The 22,528-nt window shown below is 39.1% G+C and carries 27 protein-coding genes; 9 read left to right on the plus strand and 18 right to left on the minus strand.

Going from position 1 to position 22,528, the window contains the following annotated elements; all coding sequences use genetic code 11:
- Nucleotides 1-49: 49 nt before the first annotated feature.
- From IHV11_RS16575 to IHV11_RS16590, 4 genes are all read right to left on the minus strand, one after another.
- Nucleotides 50-661 carry a flavin reductase family protein gene (locus IHV11_RS16575; RefSeq protein ID WP_197195586.1) on the minus strand — a complete coding sequence of 204 codons (612 nt, stop codon included), beginning with the start codon at nucleotides 659-661 and terminating at the stop codon, nucleotides 50-52.
- Nucleotides 662-816: 155 nt separating this feature from the next.
- Complete coding sequence (locus IHV11_RS16580; protein ID WP_197195587.1) at nucleotides 817-1,425, minus strand: alpha/beta hydrolase; 609 nt, start codon at nucleotides 1,423-1,425, stop codon at nucleotides 817-819.
- Complete coding sequence (locus tag IHV11_RS16585; RefSeq protein WP_197195588.1) at nucleotides 1,422-2,372, minus strand: ring-cleaving dioxygenase; 951 nt, start codon at nucleotides 2,370-2,372, stop codon at nucleotides 1,422-1,424. The genes IHV11_RS16580 and IHV11_RS16585 overlap by 4 nt, the downstream gene beginning before the upstream one ends.
- A gap of 314 nt (nucleotides 2,373-2,686) precedes the next feature.
- Nucleotides 2,687-3,523 (minus strand): aldo/keto reductase, encoded by an 837-nt coding sequence (locus IHV11_RS16590; protein ID WP_197190737.1) that lies wholly within the window; start codon nucleotides 3,521-3,523, stop codon nucleotides 2,687-2,689.
- A 156-nt stretch (nucleotides 3,524-3,679) separates the two neighbouring features.
- Between IHV11_RS16590 and IHV11_RS16595 the strand changes: the two genes are divergently transcribed.
- Complete coding sequence (locus tag IHV11_RS16595; RefSeq protein ID WP_197195589.1) at nucleotides 3,680-3,874, plus strand: hypothetical protein; 195 nt, start codon at nucleotides 3,680-3,682, stop codon at nucleotides 3,872-3,874.
- On the opposite strand, the gene IHV11_RS16600 is transcribed toward IHV11_RS16595, so the two are convergent.
- Together IHV11_RS16600 and IHV11_RS16605 are read right to left on the minus strand one after the other, a co-directional pair.
- Nucleotides 3,875-4,045 (minus strand): aspartyl-phosphate phosphatase Spo0E family protein, encoded by a 171-nt coding sequence (locus tag IHV11_RS16600; protein WP_370568694.1) that lies wholly within the window; start codon nucleotides 4,043-4,045, stop codon nucleotides 3,875-3,877. It lies immediately after the preceding gene.
- A 317-nt stretch (nucleotides 4,046-4,362) separates the two neighbouring features.
- Nucleotides 4,363-4,662, minus strand: coding sequence for a hypothetical protein (locus tag IHV11_RS16605; RefSeq protein ID WP_231618099.1), 300 nt, complete (start codon nucleotides 4,660-4,662; stop codon nucleotides 4,363-4,365).
- A 180-nt stretch (nucleotides 4,663-4,842) separates the two neighbouring features.
- Here IHV11_RS16605 and IHV11_RS16610 point away from each other — a divergent pair, with 180 nt between their 5' ends.
- On the plus strand, nucleotides 4,843-5,016 hold the full coding sequence (locus tag IHV11_RS16610; RefSeq protein ID WP_191753127.1) for a YjcZ family sporulation protein: 174 nt from the start codon (nucleotides 4,843-4,845) through the stop codon (nucleotides 5,014-5,016).
- A 50-nt stretch (nucleotides 5,017-5,066) separates the two neighbouring features.
- Here IHV11_RS16610 and IHV11_RS16615 read toward each other — a convergent pair whose 3' ends face one another.
- The gene (locus tag IHV11_RS16615) at nucleotides 5,067-5,699 is read right to left on the minus strand and encodes a YitT family protein (protein WP_231620379.1); all 633 of its coding nucleotides are present in this window, start codon (nucleotides 5,697-5,699) and stop codon (nucleotides 5,067-5,069) included.
- A gap of 170 nt (nucleotides 5,700-5,869) precedes the next feature.
- On the opposite strand from IHV11_RS16615, the gene IHV11_RS16620 reads away from it, so the two are divergent.
- Nucleotides 5,870-6,028 carry a hypothetical protein gene (locus IHV11_RS16620; RefSeq protein ID WP_197126992.1) on the plus strand — a complete coding sequence of 53 codons (159 nt, stop codon included), beginning with the start codon at nucleotides 5,870-5,872 and terminating at the stop codon, nucleotides 6,026-6,028.
- Between the two features lie 45 nt (nucleotides 6,029-6,073).
- On the opposite strand, the gene IHV11_RS16625 is transcribed toward IHV11_RS16620, so the two are convergent.
- Complete coding sequence (locus tag IHV11_RS16625; RefSeq protein ID WP_197126991.1) at nucleotides 6,074-6,325, minus strand: HPr family phosphocarrier protein; 252 nt, start codon at nucleotides 6,323-6,325, stop codon at nucleotides 6,074-6,076.
- Between the two features lie 182 nt (nucleotides 6,326-6,507).
- Between IHV11_RS16625 and IHV11_RS16630 the strand changes: the two genes are divergently transcribed.
- A complete protein-coding gene (locus IHV11_RS16630; protein ID WP_197190739.1) occupies nucleotides 6,508-6,759 on the plus strand; it encodes a hypothetical protein in 252 nt (83 codons plus the stop codon).
- A 69-nt stretch (nucleotides 6,760-6,828) separates the two neighbouring features.
- Here the strand turns inward: IHV11_RS16630 and IHV11_RS16635 are convergent, their stop codons facing one another.
- The 3 genes from IHV11_RS16635 to IHV11_RS16645 form a co-directional block, all read right to left on the minus strand.
- The gene (locus IHV11_RS16635; RefSeq protein WP_197126989.1) at nucleotides 6,829-7,167 is read right to left on the minus strand and encodes a VOC family protein; all 339 of its coding nucleotides are present in this window, start codon (nucleotides 7,165-7,167) and stop codon (nucleotides 6,829-6,831) included.
- Between the two features lie 412 nt (nucleotides 7,168-7,579).
- A complete protein-coding gene (locus IHV11_RS16640; RefSeq protein ID WP_197128255.1) occupies nucleotides 7,580-7,870 on the minus strand; it encodes a hypothetical protein in 291 nt (96 codons plus the stop codon).
- A gap of 86 nt (nucleotides 7,871-7,956) precedes the next feature.
- A complete protein-coding gene (locus tag IHV11_RS16645; protein WP_197195590.1) occupies nucleotides 7,957-10,359 on the minus strand; it encodes a penicillin acylase family protein in 2,403 nt (800 codons plus the stop codon).
- 201 nt (nucleotides 10,360-10,560) lie between these two features.
- On the opposite strand from IHV11_RS16645, the gene IHV11_RS16650 reads away from it, so the two are divergent.
- On the plus strand, nucleotides 10,561-10,749 hold the full coding sequence (locus IHV11_RS16650; RefSeq protein ID WP_197195591.1) for a hypothetical protein: 189 nt from the start codon (nucleotides 10,561-10,563) through the stop codon (nucleotides 10,747-10,749).
- A 371-nt stretch (nucleotides 10,750-11,120) separates the two neighbouring features.
- On the opposite strand, the gene IHV11_RS16655 is transcribed toward IHV11_RS16650, so the two are convergent.
- Nucleotides 11,121-11,750 carry a hypothetical protein gene (locus tag IHV11_RS16655; RefSeq protein WP_231618097.1) on the minus strand — a complete coding sequence of 210 codons (630 nt, stop codon included), beginning with the start codon at nucleotides 11,748-11,750 and terminating at the stop codon, nucleotides 11,121-11,123.
- A gap of 411 nt (nucleotides 11,751-12,161) precedes the next feature.
- Here IHV11_RS16655 and IHV11_RS21270 point away from each other — a divergent pair, with 411 nt between their 5' ends.
- Nucleotides 12,162-12,251, plus strand: a complete 90-nt coding sequence (locus IHV11_RS21270) for a putative holin-like toxin (protein ID WP_222122228.1) — start codon at nucleotides 12,162-12,164, stop codon at nucleotides 12,249-12,251.
- 184 nt (nucleotides 12,252-12,435) lie between these two features.
- Here the strand turns inward: IHV11_RS21270 and IHV11_RS16660 are convergent, their stop codons facing one another.
- Together IHV11_RS16660 and IHV11_RS16665 are read right to left on the minus strand one after the other, a co-directional pair.
- Nucleotides 12,436-14,580: an ATP-dependent Clp protease ATP-binding subunit gene (locus tag IHV11_RS16660; protein WP_197195592.1), complete on the minus strand. Its 2,145-nt coding sequence runs from the start codon at nucleotides 14,578-14,580 to the stop codon at nucleotides 12,436-12,438.
- Nucleotides 14,581-14,830: 250 nt separating this feature from the next.
- Nucleotides 14,831-15,403, minus strand: coding sequence for a BsuPI-related putative proteinase inhibitor (locus IHV11_RS16665; RefSeq protein ID WP_197126985.1), 573 nt, complete (start codon nucleotides 15,401-15,403; stop codon nucleotides 14,831-14,833).
- A 121-nt stretch (nucleotides 15,404-15,524) separates the two neighbouring features.
- Between IHV11_RS16665 and IHV11_RS16670 the strand changes: the two genes are divergently transcribed.
- The 3 genes from IHV11_RS16670 (at nucleotide 15,525) to IHV11_RS16680 (ending at nucleotide 17,506) form a co-directional block, all read left to right on the plus strand.
- A complete protein-coding gene (locus tag IHV11_RS16670) occupies nucleotides 15,525-16,895 on the plus strand; it encodes an FAD-binding oxidoreductase (protein ID WP_197195766.1) in 1,371 nt (456 codons plus the stop codon).
- A gap of 63 nt (nucleotides 16,896-16,958) precedes the next feature.
- On the plus strand, nucleotides 16,959-17,279 hold the full coding sequence (locus IHV11_RS16675) for a YbjQ family protein (protein ID WP_137790415.1): 321 nt from the start codon (nucleotides 16,959-16,961) through the stop codon (nucleotides 17,277-17,279).
- Nucleotides 17,276-17,506, plus strand: a complete 231-nt coding sequence (locus IHV11_RS16680) for a hypothetical protein (protein ID WP_197195593.1) — start codon at nucleotides 17,276-17,278, stop codon at nucleotides 17,504-17,506. Before IHV11_RS16675 ends, IHV11_RS16680 begins: the two co-directional genes overlap by 4 nt.
- 361 nt (nucleotides 17,507-17,867) lie before the next feature.
- Here IHV11_RS16680 and IHV11_RS16685 read toward each other — a convergent pair whose 3' ends face one another.
- From IHV11_RS16685 to IHV11_RS16700, 4 genes are all read right to left on the minus strand, one after another.
- On the minus strand, nucleotides 17,868-19,556 hold the full coding sequence (locus IHV11_RS16685; protein WP_197195594.1) for a methyl-accepting chemotaxis protein: 1,689 nt from the start codon (nucleotides 19,554-19,556) through the stop codon (nucleotides 17,868-17,870).
- Between the two features lie 10 nt (nucleotides 19,557-19,566).
- Entirely contained in the window at nucleotides 19,567-20,007 is a 441-nt protein-coding gene (locus IHV11_RS16690; protein WP_197195595.1) for a chemotaxis protein CheW, read from the minus strand.
- Nucleotides 20,008-20,202: 195 nt separating this feature from the next.
- Nucleotides 20,203-21,951, minus strand: a complete 1,749-nt coding sequence (locus tag IHV11_RS16695) for a metallophosphoesterase family protein (RefSeq protein WP_197195596.1) — start codon at nucleotides 21,949-21,951, stop codon at nucleotides 20,203-20,205.
- Nucleotides 21,952-22,051: 100 nt separating this feature from the next.
- Complete coding sequence (locus IHV11_RS16700; protein WP_197195597.1) at nucleotides 22,052-22,495, minus strand: helix-turn-helix transcriptional regulator; 444 nt, start codon at nucleotides 22,493-22,495, stop codon at nucleotides 22,052-22,054.
- Nucleotides 22,496-22,528 lie beyond the last annotated feature (33 nt).

Below are 22,528 nucleotides of genomic sequence, written 5' to 3' on the forward strand. Positions count from 1 at the left end.
CATTCGAAAACAAACAAAAAACCTCCCTCTTTATGAGGAAGGTTAAATACTATTGTGGTCGTTCTAACGAAAAAATCTCTCCAAGCTTTACGTAATTCGTTCCTGCTAATCTACCAACCGGCCTTAGCTTGTCTGCATCAATTCTGCCATCGTGATAAAGTTCATCTGAAATATGATAATGAACGACTCTTCCGATTAACAGATCAGTAGATGGCTTGTCGGGTGTGCCTCCTAGAGGAATGATCTGTTCAACAACACATTCCATACGTATTTTCGATTCAGCGATACCAGGAACACCTACTTTTACCGATTTTACCTTCGTTAAATTCGCAAGTTCAACTTCGCTTTGGTCTGGCTCTAAGTTAGCAGCTGTTATATTTACAGCTTCTATATATGTTTCGTCTGGAATGTGAACCACGAATTCACCTAGCTCATCTGCATTTCGGGACGTATCCTTCTGTTTACCATCCTTCCTCCCAATAGAGATTGCGATTAAAGGAGGATCGGAAGTTAACGCATTAAAATAGCTGAACGGTGCTGCGTTTAGCACACCATCTGATGATAGAGTGGTAACGAACGCAATCGGTCTTGGGATAATACTTCCGGTTAGAAACTTATAATTCTCTTTAATTGATAAATTTTGAGGATCGATGGACTTCATGAATCTTCACCCACTTTAATCAGTTTTTGTACGATGAGCATGAACTTGTCGAATTCCATATGTTCTTATGAATGACTCAGTTGTGACATTTAGCACTAAATAAACGATCATGATCTATTTGTCTTATATTTTGACTTAATTTTAACAAAAATGAATTATAAGAGATGTTTGCTGAACCATTCAGCCGCTTCTTCCACCTCAGCTCTTGATAGCTGATGACCCATGTTATCCCATTTCAGATGTACTTTTGCGCCGGCGTTGTTCAACAATTGCTGTAACTCTTCCGTTTCTTGAGGCGGACAGATTGGATCGTTTTTTCCTGCCCCGATAAAAACAGGAAGTCCATCAAGGTTCGGAAGGTCAATTCCGCGTCTAGGTACCATCGGATGATGAAGGATAGCACCTTTTAATGATTTTTCATAGTGAAAAATCAAACTTCCTGCAATGTTAGCCCCGTTTGAATAGCCGACAGCCACAACTTGATCACGATTAAAATCATACTTTTCTGCTGCTTCTTCAATAAACTCATTAAGCTCTTTTGTACGAAGGATTAGGTCTTCTTCATCAAATACACCCTCTGAAAGACGGCGGAAAAATCTCGGCATACCGTTCTCAGACACATTTCCTCTTACGCTCAGTACAGAGGATTCTGGTGAGATCATTTCTGCTAACGATAGTAAGTCCTTCTCATTTCCTCCTGTACCATGTAATAACAAAAGTACTGGCTTGTTTAAATCTGTTCCTTTATTAAATAGATGGATCATCGTTTATCCTCCTTTAAAATTCTGGCTTCAGCCGGTAGTAGGTGATTCTCTATCTGTTCACGGTGAGGCTCAAGCCATGGTGGAAGTAATAATTTCTTTCCTAACTCTTCTTCTGGTTCATCACGTGTAAACCCTGGTGGATCAGTTGCTATTTCAAAGAGTATGCCGCCTTCTTCCCGGAAATAAATAGCGTTAAAATATTGTCGGTCAATGATTTCGGTTACTTGAAACTGCTTTTGTTTCACATGTTGCTGCCATAGTTCATGTTCTTCGTAGGAAGAAGCTCTCCAGGCGATGTGATGAACCGTACCTACTCCGCTCACTCCTCTTGCTTCAGGCGATCGTTTAACATCAATTACGTTCCCAATGTCACCTTTTGCATGAAACCGGATGTAATCACCGTCTTGCCCTATTTTTTCTAACCCCATCACTTCTGTAAGAACTTGTTCGGTTGCCTGTGGAGCTGCTGATAGAAGTACTGCTCCACCAAATCCTTTTATTGCATGTTGAGGAGTAACCTCGCCAAATGACCATTCGCTATTCTTGCCTTCTTGTCTTGCAACAATTTCTAGACGCAATCCATGAGGATCGAGAAATTCTAGATATTCTTCTTTAAAACGGACTGTCTTTTTATACTCTACGGCGAACTTCACGAGTCGTTCTTCCCAAAAAGGTAAAGAGCCTTCGGGTACAACAAAAGATGTAGTTCCAACTTGGCCCGAACCAACTCTACCTCTATAAGCATCTGGCCAAGGGAAAAACGTCATGATGGTTCCTGGGCTCCCTCCTTCATCTCCAAAATAGAGATGATACGTCCCTGGATCATCAAAGTTTACTGTTTTTTTAACAAGTCTAAGCCCTAGTACACCCGCATAAAAATCTACATTTTCTTGAGGGTTACCAACAATCGCAGTTATATGGTGAATTCCATCTGTACGCATCGTCATATCCTTTACATCCTTTCGATTTCATGTAACTTATTTTTTGTAAGTTAAGTATATGATTTAATACTTACTTTTGTCAAGTAACTATATTCAATTGTTTTCGATACTTAGAATTTGTATCATTCTTTTAATCCTACTCATTATGGACGTACCACAGTTTATTTAAGCCTATACCCTTAATACGTGGGAAGAACAACATTTCGTTCGTATATTGCCACCACTCATCCATGTCAGAAATAAAAAAATCCACGTGGAATCTGTAGATTCCACGTGGACAAAATGTGAATTGTTGTATTTGTTTGGGGTCAGACCCCTTATTAGAAGTCGAAGTTATCTGGGTCAGGGCCGATGCGTCGATCTTCATTTAACGCATCAATCTTCGCCATATCTTCAAGCGATAATTCAAAATCAAAGATATCTGCATTTTCTACGATGCGGTGTTGTTTAACAGATTTCGGAATCGTTACAACGCCGTTTTGAACATCCCAACGAAGGATGATCTGAGCTACAGATTTTCCGTATTTCTCTGCTAGTTCGACTAATGATGGCTCATCTAGCAGCTCCCCTTGCATGAGTGGGCTCCATGCTTCGAGTTGAATGTTGTTATCTTTACAGAACAACAGAAGCTCTTTTTGTGCCAAACGTGGATGGTATTCTACCTGGTTCACCATCGGTTTGATCTCACAATCAGCTAAGATGTCTTCTAAGTGATGCACTTGGAAGTTAGACACACCAATCGCTTTTACTTTTCCATCCTTGTAAAGCTTTTCAAGTGCACGCCATGTTTCTTTATACTTTCCTTTTACCGGCCAGTGAACGAGATATAGATCAAGATACTCAAGTCCAAGTTTGCTCATACTCTCTTCGAACGCTGCGAGCGTTGACTCATAACCCTGATCTTTGTTCCATACTTTAGTCGTGATGAACAATTCTTCGCGAGGAACACCCGCTTCTTTTAACGCTTGTCCAACACCTTCTTCATTTTTGTAGATGGCTGCTGTATCAATACTCTTATAGCCCGCTTCGATTGCCCATTTAACAGAATCAATTACTTCTTGTCCTTCTTCAACTTTAAATACACCAAGTCCGAACCACGGCATCTCTACTCCGTTATTCAAGACCGTCGTATCTTGCAATGATTTAATCGTAGTCATCTGTTTAATAGCCTCCCATTTTTAGAGCTGAATTTTGTTCCCTCAAAAAGATATTGTCACATTCTGCTGTATAAAGGAAACATTTCGACTTTTAGAAGGGATTTAAATCCTTCTATGGAAGTAGTATCCAACACAATATGAAAATGGGGTGTTGGTGTGAAGGACAATCTGATTCATTTTAAGACCAAAAGCGAATCATCTAAATCTATGCCTGAACAAGAAATTACCCTGATTCAGGAGATACGTGAACTTTTATCAGAGTTTCACTGTAATTATCCACTAGTAACAAAAAAAGCCATTCTACTTCGTATCGATCAACTAACAGATGAACTCATCTTCAATAAACGATAATTAAAAAGAAAATTGTCTTTGATACACATTCAGCAAAACATCTAACTCTTGACTACACTTAACCGTTTCATTGCTGGTTAAGCCATTGCGATCCGCAACTTCTACCAGCTTCTCTTTTTTTTCTTTTATACATTCCATGAGAAGAGAGTTATTCCATTCTTTTTTCTCCACGAAAATCCGCTCCTCTTGTGTCATTTTTATATACCTCTTGCTTATTATGAACGCTTTTTTTATCCTTGAAAATAGATTCACCAAAAGAAGAAGTAATGTTACAAAAGTGGACAATTTTTTCATGCTATATCGTCAGAAATACCTAAGATATCCTTCAATATGATCCAAGATTCAGCCGCATTCGTCGACTTTTTTGAGTTTGAAACTAGTAATAATACTAGTAAAGAATCGTTTGTTTTTTATCGTTTTATTATAAAATCGATGCTTAGGGCTACTAGTTCAGGCTCAAAAAAAAGGATGGGCTACTTCCCATCCTTTTAACCTTTTTTGTCATTGAAATAGTTTACAGAGTACATCGCTCCTTCTTCTACCATCTTGTTGTCATCAACATCCATTGGATCAGGATGACCTGCTTTATTAATAGGTAGCTGCGTACGATCAATGTGATCTGGTCGAACTCTGCGTTTCATATCTTTAAATTTCATTTTAGTTTTAATACGGTTTGGTTTAAAGGAGAGCCACACTAATGCTCCTGTACCAAGACCGATTAGGGCCCAAGATTGTGTTTTCAATAATTTACTCGTTGTTTTCATTTGAGTTTGAGTTGTAGTTTGCATGAATAACGCCTCCTTGCTTACATTTACCCCATTTATATAATATCGTAACATCTCATTTTCTTTTCAATTATTACATATGCCTATTTCCTTAAAATCTAATCATTTGTCCATACACGCTTTCCGGAGTTTACATATACTGTATCGAAGTCGAAAGTACACTTATAAGGAGGAGTTTTTAGAATGTATGCAAATTCACCGGTAAATGCTTCACTTGCAAACGCACCAGTATATGGTGGCGGATATAGTTATTGTGGTGGCGGAGGTTATGGCAAGAGTTTTGCGATCATAGTAGTTCTATTTGTCCTTCTCATTATTGTTGGCTGTTCGTGGGCATATAAAGGCAAAGACTGCTAATTTTATATGCAGTAAAAAGAGGTGCGGATATGGTTCCGCACCTCTTTTGTTTACATATATGGTTTTGCTGTTCTCTTAGGGGATACCGTTCTTACAAAATCGATAAGCCTTGTGCTAATCCACTGGCACATTAAAGCGAATACTATAATCTCAATGCCTAACATTAACGATGTACCTAACAATACAACACTATTGATACAAAAAAGAATGGTTCCTGGCTTCTTACCCGTCCAATAAGAAAGAATTAAAGCAACGATATCCATACCACCTGAAGATGCACCGAATCGAAAGAGAATACCCACTCCTGTTCCGAAGATAATACCTCCGTACACAACATCTACAAGTGTTCCGTTTAAAGGGTTGGTGATCTGAGGAGTCAGCCAATCCACAACGATTGATGTGATAGCCACACTATAGATGGTCCAGAATGCGGTTTGCTTTCCGAGTTTCTTTATTGCCAACAGCAATAGTCCAAAATTTATCGACCATAACGTTAAACCAAGTGATACATCGAAAAAATATCCATTTAATATAGCAATACCCGCTACACCCCCAGAAGGTATATGGTGAGGAAAAAGAAAAGCTGCCATAGCTAGTCCTTGCAAAAAAGCACCAAACGTTAACCACATGATTCGCTGCAAAACAAAAACCCTTTCTCTTTCGTTGTTTATTCCTTCCTTCATATTAGACCTCTTCACCTAAAATGCAAGCTGTTTCAAAAATAAACACATATAAGTTAAATACGTATCATATCTTTTTATTGATTACTCCTTTTTAGAGGAATAGGGCCCTGTTCATCTCTTTTGCGGGAATAACACGAAATGTGGAAGCAGCAGAAAGGTGGACAAGAAAATTGACACAACACAACAAAAGAGAAATTGAGATGCTTGAGCAAAAAGCGCGCGAAGAGCACAAAGAAGCTGAACAAGCACGATCAGTAGTTGGAGATGTCTATATTCAAAAGAAGTTTCAGGAAAACCGAGCAACTGTTCAACCAAAAAAGAGCAAATAAAAGAAAGCAGTCGGATGACTGCTTTTTTTATGGTTTTATATATTTTTATGATAATGAACCTGTTCCAAGACTGCGTAAGGCATCAACTGCACCCCTGCTATCTTCTCCAGTTGCAGAAACACAACAGACCCCTTGCATGCCATTTAAAAGACTCATACTAAGGTGGCTTTTTGCATTGATTCTTAACGTATTGCATTCAAAAAAGATCTGGCATTGTTCAAACTCATTCGCTTTAATGACCATTTCATGAATCCAAGTTGGCCTGATTTTCTCTTGTACCATAAAGTATGTTTTCATTGTATGACCCTCTTTCAGTCCTCTTCATTTTTTATTTTACTAGCGAAATGTAAAGAGCGTTTTAACCCCATGTTAGAGTTTTATGGCTTATGCATTTAATTTATGAAGAAACTGAAAAATAATGGTATGAAAAAAGAACTAAATTGCAACATTATGAGTATGACTTAAAAAGGAGTAAGATTATGGCTTATTACATAGCATGCGATTATGATGAACCCGATCGCCAGAGTTACAGAGGGATCGTGATCATAGATACTTTAACAAACGAAGTAGCTCATCGTTTCTTTTCGGGAGACTTTGATCAAGATTTCCAGGAATATAGAAGCTGGTTAGAAGATACTGAGCCTTTTTATTTTGAAGGTGACAGTTTGTTAAATTTCGTAGGCGATCTGCATGATCCCGCATTAAATGAAAACGATGATTTTTATCACTAGGCTAAATTCCGCAATGAAAATAGCAAATAAAAACACCATTCAAAGTTGAATGGTGTTTATTCACCCTATTTAGTCTTTATTCGTAGAATCAATAATGCGGATTGGATTTCCTGTTGCATCCCGATAGATGGCATACCTTCCCGGAGGAATTGTACAAGGTAGTTTAACAAAATTCAGCTTTCCCTCATGTTCATGATAAAAGTCATCAACACTATCTACTAAAAACACACCGCCTGGTCCTAGATCATGCTCATCTTCTTCTATCATCAGCTGTACTTCACAATCTTTCATCGACATTCCAAGTACTTGATTTCCTTCTCGCCAGGCTTCAGTCATCCCTAGACCTTCATAATATTGCTGCGACTCATGTAAATCTTTTACTGGGTGAAACAAAAACGCGAGCTTCATACCAATACCCCCTCGTAAAAAATTCGTGATCATGTGCTAGATTTATATTCGATTTTAATTTTATGTATTCGTTAAATTCCCTCTCTTATTCTTCATTTCCTGCTCTCTTTTATAAAAAAGCACTATTTATCACGCTCTTTTCTAAAGGACTCCCGCTTTTGGAAGTTTTCTTTTTCGCTACTATGCAAGTTGGTTGAAGGTAAAGATGATGAGACTCCTAATGCGCATATACTGGCAGAAAGCTCTTCTTACGAAACATAGAAAGCATGCAAATGTATAGGGATCTCAACTCTTTCGTAGAGCAACAATGTATCTAAAAAAACAACCATAAATAAAAGAACACACTGATTAACAAAATAAAAGACTGATCCATCTACACGCAAAGTGTAGTGTGAATTCAGTCTTATAAAACTTAATACGGATACGGCGGATATGGGTATGGCGGATAGACAGGATAGATTGGATAAGGTCGAGGTGCTAGTGCTAGACCTGCGATAGTTCCAAGTGTTAGTCCTACTAATGCTGGTGCAAAGAAGAAGCGGTTGCTGCTCTCGTCCTGACCTTCTGAACTATACGGTAGAATATACGCTTTACTCTCATCTACGTGTTTAAGAACACCATGATATCGTGTGCCACAATGACAATCAATATATACCGATCTGCCTATATAACGACGGCACAGGTGATACGTTTGGTATGACAATGGGGTAAACCTCCCAGCTTGTTTTTGCCTTCTCTACACCATATGTCCAACCTGTTATTTTGACAGAGACAAGAGTCTATCGGTTTTTATTTTTCTCCAAATGGTCGCAAAACGAGATGTTGATTTTCTGGCCATTCTTTGTTAATTAATGCTGTTTCGTGATACTTGCCAGTGGCCCAATCTTCCACTTGATCACTGTACCATGGGCTCAGAACATGACCGGATTGACCTGGTCCGACCACGTGATACGACCTTGACGTATCAGACATATCAATCACTGAGCGCCAAGCTCCACCGTGCGTGATGCTTCCAGTCTCACGATCCCATCCGGCTACACCCACTGTAACCTTACTTCCACCCATACTTTGTTTATCCGGATTAAATAACAGATTTAAAGGTTTAATTGCAGCAAGAGGGTGTTCAAATGTTAAGGTATGAAAATCTCCCCATTCCCAATTTGATGAATCTTCACCAAATTTTTCTGTTAATAAGGTCATCATCGATTCAAAAGAACGTTGGGTGACTTTTTCTAATCCACCATTCTCTTTGATCCAAGGTCCGGGTTCTCCAGAGTTCGCTTTTCTTATCAGTTCGTCCACTACTTGTTCTCTACCGTCAAACATTTTAAGCATCTCTTCACTGATCTCATCCTTAAACAACTCATCACTAAAGTGGCTCATCCAGATATGGAAGATTAATGGAGCTGCACTTTCCTTGCTGTCCGATCTATTCCAATTTTTCAGAAGTGCTAAAACATCTTGTTCCTTTTCGTTTAGCGGCTTTTTCATAACTTGCTGCAAAAAAATAGGTAGCATTTCTTCTGCTTGCTTGTTTTTTTGATCGAACTGCAGAGACTGCATGTCTTTTGCCGTAAGTTTTTCTTTCCCTTCAAGTACTTCTACGATCCGTTGTTGTCTATATGGTTGAGCAAATGTATCTGAAATATGATAAGGATACGAATCAGCAGTGACTTTATTGTTAGCTGTCGCAATATATCCTTTTTCAGGATTAACACTTGTTGGCAGTTCATCCCACGGGATGTACCCTTTCCATTCATATTGGTCGGTCCATCCAGGAACAGGAATTGACGTATAGTCTTGTTTACGAATGGGTATCAAACCGTTTGCTTTATAAGCAATCGTTCCATCTGTACTAGCAAATACAAAATTCTGCGCCGGTGTATGAAATGATTCCAGTGCTTTTTCGAACTGATTCCAATTTTTAGAGCGGTTCATCATAATTACAGCTTCGAGCTCCTTTGAAGGTTGAAGAGCTGTCCATTTTAATGAAAGGGCTGTACCTGGTTTATCATGATGTGCAAATTCTGAAATTACAGGTCCATGCCTTGTGATAACTACCTCGTGATCTACATCCATTTTATCCTTAACTTTAATTCTTTCTTTAACCACATCAGCTTTTTCCCAGTTTGCTAAGTATTGAAATTCATAAGCATTCTTTGGGTTTCTCTTTTCTACGTATAGTTCCTGAACATCTGGTCCTACGTTCGTAACACCCCATGCGATCGTTTTGTTATGGCCCACAATGATACCTGGAATTCCTGCAAATATTACACCAGAAACTTCATAATCCGGAGCTTTAAGATGAGCTTGATACCAAATGGAAGGAGTACCAAGCGAAAGGTGTGGATCGTTGGCAAGAAGCGGTTTTCCAGATTTCGTTTTACTGCCCGCAACTACCCAGTTATTACTACCATTATGATGGTTTGGAATAACCGATCCTGCGAAACTTTTTTCAAAATCAATTCCTTCTGTCTGTAGATCTTCTATTATCGTTGGTGCATCTTCTGGATATCCTGGAAATAAGTCCAGAGCTTTTTCTTTAGAGAACGTTTCCGTTAGATAATATCGAAAGGCTTGACCTTCCCAATGTCCACCAAGGTCAAAAGCCATGTATTTACCGATCACGAGCGAATCAACCGGCGTCCATCTCTCCGGCTCATATCCAACGAGCAAAAATTCGATGGGTAGTGTGTTATCTTTCTTCGCTTGGTTCATATAAGCGTTCACACCATCTGCATACCATGAGAGATATCGTTTCATTTCTGGAGAGTATTTATCATAAGAAGCTTCTGCTGCTCTTCTCAAACCAAGTGTTCTAAAAAACTTATCACGGGTAAGTGTCTTTTCCCCAATAACCTCACTGAGCATTCCCGAAGCCTGTCTTCTGCTCAAATCCATTTGAAACAACCTGTCTTGAGCTGTTACAAAGCCCTGAGCCATAAATAGGTCCTTCATTGAGGTCGCTTCAATATGAGGAACACCGTCTCTATCTCTGTAAACATCTACCGTAGCTTCTAGTCCGTTTAGAGAAATTGATCCATTAATTATGGGTTTACTTTTTTGAAGCAAAAAATAGGCAGTCCCTGCTGCTGCTGCTAATATGACAACGATAGCAATTCCGATGATAAGTAAACTTTTTTTCCAAGATAATCGTTTAACAGACTTTTTTTTCTGAAGAGCACTCTCCACCTATAGACCCCCTGCCACTACAATCTTCCTATTTACATTCTATAATGTGAAGGATTTCCCCTGTAAAAAATTGAGAAAAGTAAACGGATTGAAAAACCTCCATACTTTTCGCCTAATTTCTCTAAATAAAGACAGGATTCTCAGAAAAATGTCGAATATCTCAACAAGCAGTTTATGACATAAAAGATAAGGAGAATTAAGATGGCTAAAATTGTAGTGGATTTCCAACTTAGTCATGGTGAGGAAAAAATTACTGAAGGCAACATCGTGATTGTTAATATCTATCCAAGCAAACCCAATCTCCACGAACAAGTGAAAAAATTAATCGCAGAACAATTTAACTGCCCTGCTGGAATCATCTCTATTAAGCAAATAAAAATGAATGCATAAGTTAATAAAAAATGTGTTAACGCCTTAAAGCTTTGAAATGTGTGGTAGTGAGCCTACCACCTGCGCGTTTCTAAGCATGTTCCAAAAAGGAATATTACATCAGGATTACTTGTCTGCCCTAGGGAAAGCGAGCAGTCCCGAACGGAAATGAACTACTTCGAAAAACAACTAAGGGCCAACCTTTTGGAAAGAGCCATAAAAAAAAGAGGTGCTTCACTGTAGGAAGCACCTCTATATGTATAGGGGACTTTATTATCTCATCGATTTTTAAATCAAGTAAGTTCCATTAGACGTATACCGCTAGGCCTATGTTCAACCCTTTAATCGGTAAATTAGCCGGTGGTTGGACAAGTTATCTAGCTTTTGTCATGCTAAAAATACGTCTTAATGATATTTTCAATCTCTTCATCCTTCATTCGACCTGCAATTCCAGGGGTTTGAGCAAAATATTTTACCGCTTCACCGCAAGATAGACCTATCTGACTAAGCCCTTTTGCGATCGTAATAAGATAAGTTGCTGGCGGTGGATTCAAATCCTGTTCATGCATATCAAGATTGCAAGTGAATGTAACCATCGGATATCCTTGGTCCTCGCCTAAATAGACCATTCGACTATACCAGCCTTGGCCAAAGTGAATATATCCTTTTTTGATGACTTCCTCCAGATCAGCCTCTATTTCATCACAGCTGTTTTCTTGGGCTGTAACATCTAAAAACTGCTCAACAGTGACCAAATACTTTCTCCCAAACGTCTCGTAAGCTTCATTTCTTTCATGGCCGATAAAGGCAACCCCACCTTCCCCCCACTTCGTTCGCTCTCTTGCAAAATACAGGGGATATGGCAGAACTGCTTTGCCGTTCTTCAGCGGCATGGCTGGGTTTCTGCAGCCTCTTTCCCGTTGAGTAGAACCTTCCGGCTGATCGCCAAGAATATAACATAAAAAACGATGCTCCATTAAATTAGATCCATAACTGACATACCAAACATAAGATGTGTCCAACGATTAATCCTCCTTAAAATTTTCCTTGAATAATAGTCATGAACAATGTCATTTTTTTATACATTGATATACACAAGGGGGATGAAAAGAATGAAAAGAAAGTGTTTGCTCTTCGTATTTAGCTTATTTATATTTCTTTTCGTGATGTTCCTAGCTACACCTGTTATCTAAAATATTTTAAAATTAATTATTTCATAGGTCTTTTGGTACACCCTAGTTAAAATAGAAAAAGAATTCGATTTTTGACCGAAAATAATATTGGTAAAATAATCCTATTGACCTAAATAGTGTTATTAGAAATAGTCTTTCCGATTCTTGTTTCATTTTTCAAATCGGGATAAAATGGTAAACATACAATACTTTTCCTTCTCTAGTTTCTGTACGAGTCTTACTCCTAATTTGCAAGGAGGGATGGGGATGACAGTATTTGAAGCGATGTCACTCATGATTGGTTTTTCAATGCTTGTTCTTACCATTATCCGCTCCAAAGATGATTCATAAAGACAGAGAGTTTTATTTTTTATTCATTCTGCCATGCAGATGCATGGCTTATTTTTTCGGATAAATTTATCTAAAAACTAGAATTACCCTTTCTATGAATTGTAAAACAAAAACCTTGCTGGAGATACTCTCCGAGCAAGGTTTTTAGTTTTAACTGTTTTTGCTTTATACAATCGTAGCTAGTCTATGCTTTCTTGACGACAATCTGCCCTTCTGAAACATTTACTGTTAGCTTCTCGACGCTCTCGTCATCTAAAAGAACATCTGCAATTTTATCTTCGATGTGCTCTTGAATGATACGACGAAGTGGTCTTGCTCCGAAAGCTGGATGATACCCTAGTTTCGCAAGCTTCTGTTTTGCAGCAAAAGTAACTGAGATCGAGATGTTTTGCTCTTGGAGTTGAACAGAAAGATCTTGCAGCATCAAATCAACAATCTTCACAAGGTGTTCTTCTTTTAGAGACTGGAATTGAACGATGCTATCAAAACGGTTTAGAAACTCTGGTTTGAAGTAGCCACCTAAAGAGTCTAGAATCTGCGTTTCTTTTTCAACCTCTTCTGTATTAAACCCTAGTTTCTTTGTTTGTTTTACAGCTGAACCGGCATTACTTGTCATGATGATCACAGTATCCTTAAAGCTTACCGTACGTCCTTGGCTGTCGGTCAATCTACCGTCTTCCATGATTTGAAGAAACATGTGCTGTACGTCTGGATGAGCTTTTTCAATCTCATCGAGTAGCAGTATGCTATATGGCTTACGGCGGATCTGTTCTGTAAGTTGTCCTGCCTCTTCATGTCCTACATACCCTGGAGGTGAACCGATCAACTTGGATACAGCATGCTTTTCCATATACTCACTCATGTCGAGACGAATCATGCTGTCTTCATCGCCAAAGATTTCTTTAGCTAATGTTTTCGTTAATTCTGTTTTACCTACACCCGTTGGTCCTACAAATAGGAAGGAACCAATCGGACGTTTTTTTGTCTTTAATCCTGCACGGCTTCTGCGAATCGCTTTTGCTACCTTTTCCACCGCTTCATCTTGTCCGATTACTTGAGCTGAAAGTTTTGCAGCAAGCTCTTTCATCTTAGACTGTTCATCACTTTGCAGCTTACGAACTGGAATTCCTGTTTTCTGTTCCACGATATGTTGAATATCTTCTACTTGCACAATCGCTGCCTTTTTATCTTCTTCTTGTGTTTTAAGTTTCTCATCAAGCACTAGTTCTTCTTGTCGAAGCTTAGCTGCAAGTTCATAGTTTTCATCTGCAGCAGCTTTCTCTTTTTCTTTAACAAGTTCTTCTAAGCGCTCCTCAATGGACGATTTCTCAATCGTAATATGTTGAAGGTTGCTTTTTGAACCTGCTTCATCCATAAGATCAATCGCTTTATCGGGCAAGAAACGATCTTGAATATACCGATGTGATAATGTAACACAAGCTTTTAAAGCTTCTTCTGTAAATTTAACTTGGTGATAGTCTTCATAACGCGAAGCAAGTCCCTTGAGGATCTCAAATGCTTCATCCGTCGTTGGTTCGTTAACGATTACAGGCTGGAAGCGTCGTTCAAGCGCTGCATCTTTTTCGATCTGGCGATATTCTTTAAGTGTTGTAGCACCAACCATCTGAAGTTCACCACGAGCCAGTGCTGGTTTTAAAATGTTTCCTGCATCCATTGAACCTTCAGCAGACCCTGCTCCTACGATCTGATGCACCTCATCTACAAATAGAATGACGTTCTTCCGTTTTTGAAGTTCAGCAATAAGTTGTTTCATTCTTTCCTCAAACTGACCTCTTACCCCAGTATCTGCAACGAGTGAAGCAACATCTAACAAGTACACTTCTTTGTTCAGTAGCTTTGCTGGTACATTACCTTCTACAATTTTAGTAGCTAAGCCTTCAGCAATTGCTGTTTTACCTACACCTGGCTCCCCGATTAATACCGGGTTATTTTTTGTACGACGGTTCAATATTTCGATGACACGACGTACCTCTTGATCACGTCCGATTACGGGATCGATGATTCCTGCCTTTGCCGCATCTGTTAAGTTACGGCCAAATTTATCTAGGAAGCCTCCGCCTCGTTTTCCTTTTTGTGTTTGTTGATGCTGATGACCGTTAGACTGATCTGCAAAAGCTTGTCCATTCATCATCTGTTGAAAAATATCATCGAAAGAAGAAAAGTTCATATTCATTCCTCCTCCAGTAGTCATTTCTTGTTTTACTTTATGGTAACAATCCGAGCAGAGCACAAATTGTTTCTTTTCTTTATTCATCGAAATACTCATTTGAATCGTAGCAGGATTAACTTCACATTGTTCACAACGCATAATTGTAACCCCCTATCTAGATTTTTAGAAAATTTGTATAAATTATTTGCGATTATAACGTTATGCTTTTCGTTTCGCAACTTTTTTGGTTAAGGTGTTTTGGTTTGATTGCTCAGAATTTGACTTTGACTTTCTTTGACCTTTCACCTTTAATCATATTATACTTTGACCTTTTTTGACTTTCAAGTATTTTGTTTGACTGTTAAAAATAACAAAAAGAGATGAGCTCTTAACTCATCTCTTCCCCAAATCAGTTCCAATTAAAAGTGATTTTTTGTCTGTAATCTTCTGTTTCTCCAGTTGGCGTTAACCACACTTCAAGTGTATATGAACCTGGCTCAAGATTATTCACTAAAATGTCTTGCGTAAAAACATCCGCTTGCTTCAACTTTAATGAAGTGAGAACCTGCATGAACATATGATTTTTAGAGTATTGATAAACAACTTTTCCATTCTTGTCTTTGATTACATAATCAAACTTTTGACTGGATGAAAATTGAAATACCTTCTCTTTTTCTGTTTGATTTTTTAACTCATACCGAAATAGAATACCTTTTGCGTTCTGCTGTTCTTGAACCTTGATTGTACCTTCAATATTTCCTGCAACGATACCGTTCTGACCATCTTGTCCAGATCGCTCTTCATTGCCATCCTTAGGACTTTGTTTCTTTTTATTATCTTCTTTACCATCACCTATCACCGGTTGCTCTCTCCCCTCGGATTGGTTTTGGCTGTCACTGTTCCCACAGCCTGTAGCGACTATCGAAATACATAATATGATCAGTATAACATGCCATTTGTTGATCCAACATTTTCTCATCATTCTTCACCTCACTTGTTAGTTTGGGCATATATACGGAATTTCATGTTTAAAAAGGATTTTTAGCTTACTTCATGTAAAATAGAAATAAACTTATACGTATAGGGAGTGTGTTTCTTTGGAAATGACAAAGTCAGATCTTTTGCTTATGATGCAGAAAATAACTTCTGAAAAGCGTGCCACACAAAATGAAACGATTCTCTGGCAGCATAGCCACGATGAATCATATCACCACCCTGTTTCTCCCGATATTGTTGTATACCCTATATCAGCAGATGAAATTTCTTCTATACTAAAATTCGCAAATGAAAACAAAATTCCTGTTGTGCCTTACGGAGCAGGTTCCAGTCTTGAAGGTCACTGCATTCCCGTTAAAGGCGGCATCTCTATAAACTTTCAAGAAATGAATGAAGTGTTAGAGATTCGTCCAGATGACTTTCTAGTGAAAGTACAGCCTGGTGTTACACGCACTCAGCTAAACCTAGCACTAAAAAAATTCGGATTGTTCTTTCCCGTGGACCCTGGAGCTGATGCTACGATCGGTGGAATGGCAGCTACGAATGCAAGTGGAACAACCAGCGTAAAATATGGAATCATGCGTGACCAAGTAAGAAATCTCCAGGTAGTACTGGCTGATGGACAGGTTATTCAAACCGGCGGAATGGCCGCTAAATCGTCAGCGGGCTATCACTTGACCTCCATGTTTGTCGGTTCAGAAGGTACACTTGGGGTTTTTACTGAGATTACATTAAAAGTATACGGCATCCCTGAATCAGTTTTAGCAGCAAGGTGCACATTTCCATCGGTTCAATCGGCGGTTGAAGCAGCTGGTGCGGTTCTTGGCTCTGGCACTGGTATCGCAAGGATGGAGCTGGTTGATGAACGCTCGATCGTCCAAGTGAACCACAATAGCGATACCTCGTATACAGAATCTCCTACCTTATTTTTAGAGTTTCAAGGAAACCCTTCAAGCGTTTCATATGAAGCATCATTGACAAAAGAGTTGCTCGAGAGCTTTGGAGGTTTGGAGTGGGTGGAGGAACGTGATTCTAAAGCGCGCGCTAAGCTTTGGGAAGCAAGACACAATCTAGCTTATGCATTTAAACACGGTTATCCCGGAAAATCGATGATGTTCACCGATGTTTGTCTTCCACTCTCTGAATTGTCCGGAGCAATCGTACATGCGAGAAAAACGATGGATGAGTTCGGTGTACCAGGTGCTGTACTCGGTCATGTAGGGGATGGAAATTTTCATGCCATTTTGATGTATGATAGCTCAATTTTGGAAGAGCGTGAAAAAGCTGATACGGTGAATGCTAGTATAGTGGACTATGCTCTTCAAAAAGGTGGGACATGTACAGGTGAGCACGGCATTGGTATTGGAAAAGCAAAATATTTGGCTAAGGAACATGCTGATACTCTTCCCATCATGTTAGCTATAAAAAAACAATTGGATCCAAACGACATTTTAAACCCAGGTAAGATCATATTATAGAAATGAAACGAAGAGCTTGTATGATTCGTATAGGAGTAATAACCAAAGAGGGGGCGTTATATCATGATCGTCGTTACAACAGAGAACATAAAAGGTTATGAAGTGAAGGAAGTAAAAGGTTCTGCTTTCGGAGTTGTTGTGCGTGCTCGCGGAATCGGCGGCGACATCATGGCAGGACTGCGAGGAATTATGGGCGGTGAGATAAAAGAGTATACGAGCATGCTTGAAGATGCCCGTAAACAAGCAGTTGATCGCATGGTAAAGAATGCCACTGAGATGGGTGGCAACGCGATCATCATGATGCGCTTTGATTCTGGAGAGATGGGCAATAACATGAGCGAGATTGTTGCTTATGGCACTGTTGTCGTCATTGAAAAACAATGAACATTATAAACATCTTTATCGGTTGGCAGGTTCTGTCTATCTTTTTCTTAATTGTCTTAGGCATCATCTCTTGGCTTTATTTTGATAAGCGTTATAAAAAGAGTGAAACAAAAGTACCCTCAGGCTATATTTGGACAGATGAAATCTCTATCGATCCTACTTCTGGAAAAAGAGAACGCGTCTATTATAATCCGGAAACCGGCGATCGGTTTTATAAAGAAGAATAGATTATTTCGTTTATTTAAGCATCTCTTTTTGAAGAGCTGCTTTTTTGTTGTGTTATTTTAGGTGATGAGATTATTACATGTTTTACGGTACGGGATTTTATTTTCTGTTACGCGTTCGCCGCTAAATTCTCTCGGACCACCTGCAAACCATTATTTATCACCTGTAACCGATCAATGACCACCTGGAGAGCACTGCTTTTCACCTAAACCTACTCTCTCACCACCGATAAGCACGCCTCAGCTTTTAAAACAATGCTCTTTACATATAAAAACAGCATAATTTTTCAAAGAAAAACATTTTTAAGCAGAAAAAAGCCACCCATTCAAGCTGGGCGGCTCCCACTAAACTTCTTTTCCATTTCTACACTTTAAATTTATTAATCGCTTCATTCATCTCTTCTGCTAGCTGTGATAGTGCTATTGATGAAGATGAGATCTCCTCCATGCTAGCTAGCTGTTCTTCTGCAGAAGCAGAAACTTCTTGCGTGGACGAAGCTGCTGTTTCTGCCATCGACGAGATCACATCGATCGAACCAACGACATGTTCAGTACTTGCTGTCATCTGCTCTGTAGCGGCTGAGATATCGCTCACTTGGCCAGAAACCTCAGCCACTGTTTCATACAAACTTTTAAAAGCTTCTCCCGATTGATAGACGAGTTCTCTACCGTCATTCACATCTATCGCACCGTTCTTCATAGCGGCAACGGCTTTTTCAGTTAGTTCCTGAATGCTAGTGATCAGTTGACCGATCTGAGATGCAGATGCTGAAGATTGCTCTGCTAACTTTCGTACTTCATCAGCAACTACAGCAAAACCTCTCCCTTGTTCACCTGCACGTGCTGCCTCGATTGCTGCATTCAGTGCTAGCAAGTTTGTCTGACCTGCAATATCCGTGATCACATCAACAATATTTGTAATTTCTTGAGACTGCTCACCAAGATCCTTCACAACCTGAGAAGTGTTATCCATAGAAGTATGAATCGCATCCATCTGGCCGATCGTTTTTTGAATCGTATCATTGCCGCCCTCTGCTACTTGCATAGAACGAGCTGATGCTTCGGACATGTTCTGCATACTAACTGCGATCTGTTGAATGCCCGCAGAAAGCTGGTTCATGGCTTCAACAATATTATCAACCGTTCGTACTTGTTCTTGAGATCCGCCTGCCACTTCACCTATCGTTGTCGCGATCTGTTCTGTTGCCATACTCGTTTGCTCAGCTGAAGCCGTTAATTCTTCAGAAGATGCTGCCACCTGTTCTGCTGTGGCTCTTACTTGCCTGATTAAAGTTGCAAGGTTTGTGCCCATATGGTTGATACCATCTGCGAGCATACCAATTTCATCTTTATTTTTTACAGAGATCGGATCCATCGTCAGATCACCGTCTGCGATGTCATTAAGCATGTTGGACATTCTCACTACCGGTCTAGAGATCATGAGCGAGATCGTGTAACCGATTGCAAGTGCAGCCACAACAATAACGATTCCTAAAATTGTGATTAAAGAGACAACGAACTTCTCTTCGTCAGCAACGACTACCCTGCCTTCAGCCATTAAGTTTGCTTGTCTTTTCCCCATCTCTTCTGTAACAGCTCTCATATCTCTTCCTAGTGGAAAAAGAGTGCTTTTCGCATATTCATTTGCAGCTTCCATGTTACTCATTGAATTTTGCAGTACCCGGTCTGATTCAGTTTTGTAATCATTGTTCAAATAATAAATCTTCTCAAGTCTGTCTTTATCCGCCTTAACTTGAACCAGTTTCATCGTTTCATTCACGAGTGCATTAATCCTTTGATTTGCGTCGGTCAACTTTTGTTTGCTTTCGGTCGACTGCTCAAGCAAGTACTCGCGGACACTATTGTTTTGCACGGTCGCTTGAAGCTCAATCTCTTTAGCATTGTTATAGATTACCGTTCTTCTGTCTAATAGTTCACTGTATGTATGTTGCATATCTTTTAGAAAGTAAAAGAAAACACCGCAAGTTGCGGCAAAAAGAACGGCAATCGTTAAAAAAGATCCTACTAGCTTTTTTCTCAACGTTAGTTTCATACGTCACCTCTTATACATTTCTGTTTCTAAAAATAACCGGACAACTTAGCACAATGATTAAATGATCATCCTGCTTAGAGACACCTTTTATTAACGAGTCCTCTTTGGAACGAAAACTTCCTGGTGATTGTACGGAATCCGTTTCAATATCAATTACATCAGTAGCGGCCTCAGTTAGAAGTCCTAAGAAGCTTTCTTCATTCTGTAAAATAACAATTCTAGTCTGATCTGTAATTTCAGTCTTTCCTTTGCCGATCAGCTGTCCAAAATCAATGATTGGAATAACGTTCCCTCTTAGATGAATGATTCCTAATACGTCTGAAGGCGTCTCTGGCATGGGTGTGATCTCTAGAACGCGCTCAATCGAAGCCACATGTTCGATCGGCAGCCCATATTGTTCAACACCCGCTGTAATTACAACAATTTTCAACGTTTGAATGCTAAGCGACATCTCACTTGCTCCTTTTCTAGGTATTTCTTCATTAAACAATAGTCATGAGTTCTCACTCTTTTATCGGTTACGAAATTCAAATGTTTTAGTCTCAAAAATGATAATAAATCTACTAATTCTTTTTAGAGTTTCTCGAGTTTGTGTACCAACAATAAAAAACACCTGAGCAATTTTATGCTCAGGCGTTCTTCTCACTTATCTTTTTAATTCCACGTTCTCTATCGTATTTGGTGGAATGGTTACTTGTACCTCTACAAACTGTTTCGTGCCATATAATTGTGTTTCAACTACTTTACCGGTAGAAGGTGTATAGCTGCCTTGTTTCATATAGAATGGAATATTTACTGTCAGAGATTTATTTAAGCGGTTTGTAACTGTAGCTGTTTGGGTAACTTGAGATCCATCGTTTGGCAGCTCAAACTTATTTTCAAATGAAACAACACCAGCTGACGTATTTCCATTTTGATATACTGGCATGGATCTATCTGGCCCTTCGTATACATATGACCTGAACTTATTATCAGTTGCATTCTTCTCAAATAAACGATAGCCTACCCATGGTTTAGCTGATAATTCAATAGATGCAGTTGTAGAATACAAAATGCCATCTTGCTCTGTAATATTATCGATATGCGTATGTCCATGCAGAGATATATTAACGTTATTCTGCTTCATTACATCAATCAGCTCATGAGATCCTTCACCGTGCCATTGCTGATCGTATTTAATACCGAGCGCCTCACCTTTTATAAGCGTTGTTAAATGCTGCGGATCATGTTTAGCATCGTATTCTTTCCAATACTCGTTTACATGCGGATCTGTTGACGGCCAAATGTCACGATCACGCCATAACGGATTATGGTGAGAAAATAATCCCCTCACTTGTTCAGGTTGTGCACTGGATTTGTTATCTGCTAGATCCTTTTTTATCCACTCCATCTGCTCATCACGTATCTGTCCACCCCAAGTAGGAACAGATACGGATCCGTGGCCTTGTCTATCAAACTTGTGCCAATCAAAAGAGTTGTATCCGATCATGTGAGCATATGGTCCATAATCAAATGAGAAATATTGGGGACCGAAATATTGTTCCCAATACTTAGCACCATCGGTTAGTGTAGCATCTTGTGCATAATAATCATGGTTCCCTGGGACGATATACACAGGAACATCAAACTGCTTCAGCATGCGGTATGTTTCTTCATATTCATAGATATACTCTTTCGGATTCATCTGACCATACATTAAATCACCAGTCATCACTACAAAATCTGGTTTTAACAAATTAACTTGTTTAATCGTTTTTTGGAGATATAACCAACGTTTCGTTCGATCTGGGTGCCACAATCCTGCTTCAGTAATATTAGCTGGGTCTGCAATATTGCGTGGAGAGCCAACATGAATATCTGTTAGATGCATAAATTTAAATTCTTTCTTGAACTCTTTAACTACCTTAACCGAGTTTGGTTCATCATCTGTAATACGCGTTCCATTCCCGGTATAAGATACTTGAAGATCAAATAACTCTTCTGGAACCTCTTCTGGAATTTGCACCGTAACTTCATAAATAGAAGAGCTATCCTTCCAATAAGAAGATCCTTTTTGCACATTTTTCACAGGAAGAGTAAATGTTCCATCTATATTGGCTGTTTCAGTTGGATTTAAAGAAACTTCCCATCCTGCAGGTTCTTTATCTTTTGTATCTACCTTAATCGTCAAATCAGATCCATTCTTTTTTATTGCCGGAGTTGACATAAGTGGATAAATAATATTATCTACTTTTGGATCTAGAGCTAAATTAGGTACTTTATCGAGATAGTTTTCAGTGTTTCCAATCCCACCATCTTGTTTGTCTATACCAGACAAGAAGGCATGTGCTTGTCCAGCAGGTATCGTTAAAGCACCTGAAATCACAAGTGCTGTAAGCTTCATTCTCCAATTCATGTGGTACTCTCCCTTCAAAATAACTTGCATCTTGAAAGTAACAGCACAACGTAAATTTCATGTAACAGCACATTAAATATTTTATGAAACAGTTATTTCACTATATCTCTCGCAATCTCTTTCGTGCTTCATCTTCTTCAAACGAACTAAAAACGCGATAATCATTTTGATCAAGAATTCGGAAATGCTGACTGATTACATTCTGCTGAAGCCGGTAGCCTTTATGTGACTCTATTTCTTTCCACCACACATGTCCACCCCAGGTTTTTTCTTTCGGTATCGCTACATACTCATGAACGACTAGTTCCATAACATCAAGCGGATTTCCACCAAGGGCATTGTTAAGAATGTCAGAATTACGAAAAAGTGCACACATAGCAACGATTACAGTCCAGCTCGCTTTGATTCTTTCTTTTTCGATCTGCACTAACGTTTTCTTTGAAATCCCTAATATATCGGCCATCTTGTCTTGTGTATATCCAAGTTCCGTCCGTACAAGCTTGATTTTGCCTGTTAACAAGTCCACAATTTCGTCTTGCGTCATAATAAGAAATTCTCCTTTTATCCTTTTAGGAAC

Source organism: Fictibacillus sp. 26RED30 (genome assembly GCF_015903845.1).
Taxonomy (GTDB): domain Bacteria; phylum Bacillota; class Bacilli; order Bacillales; family Fictibacillaceae; genus Fictibacillus; species Fictibacillus phosphorivorans.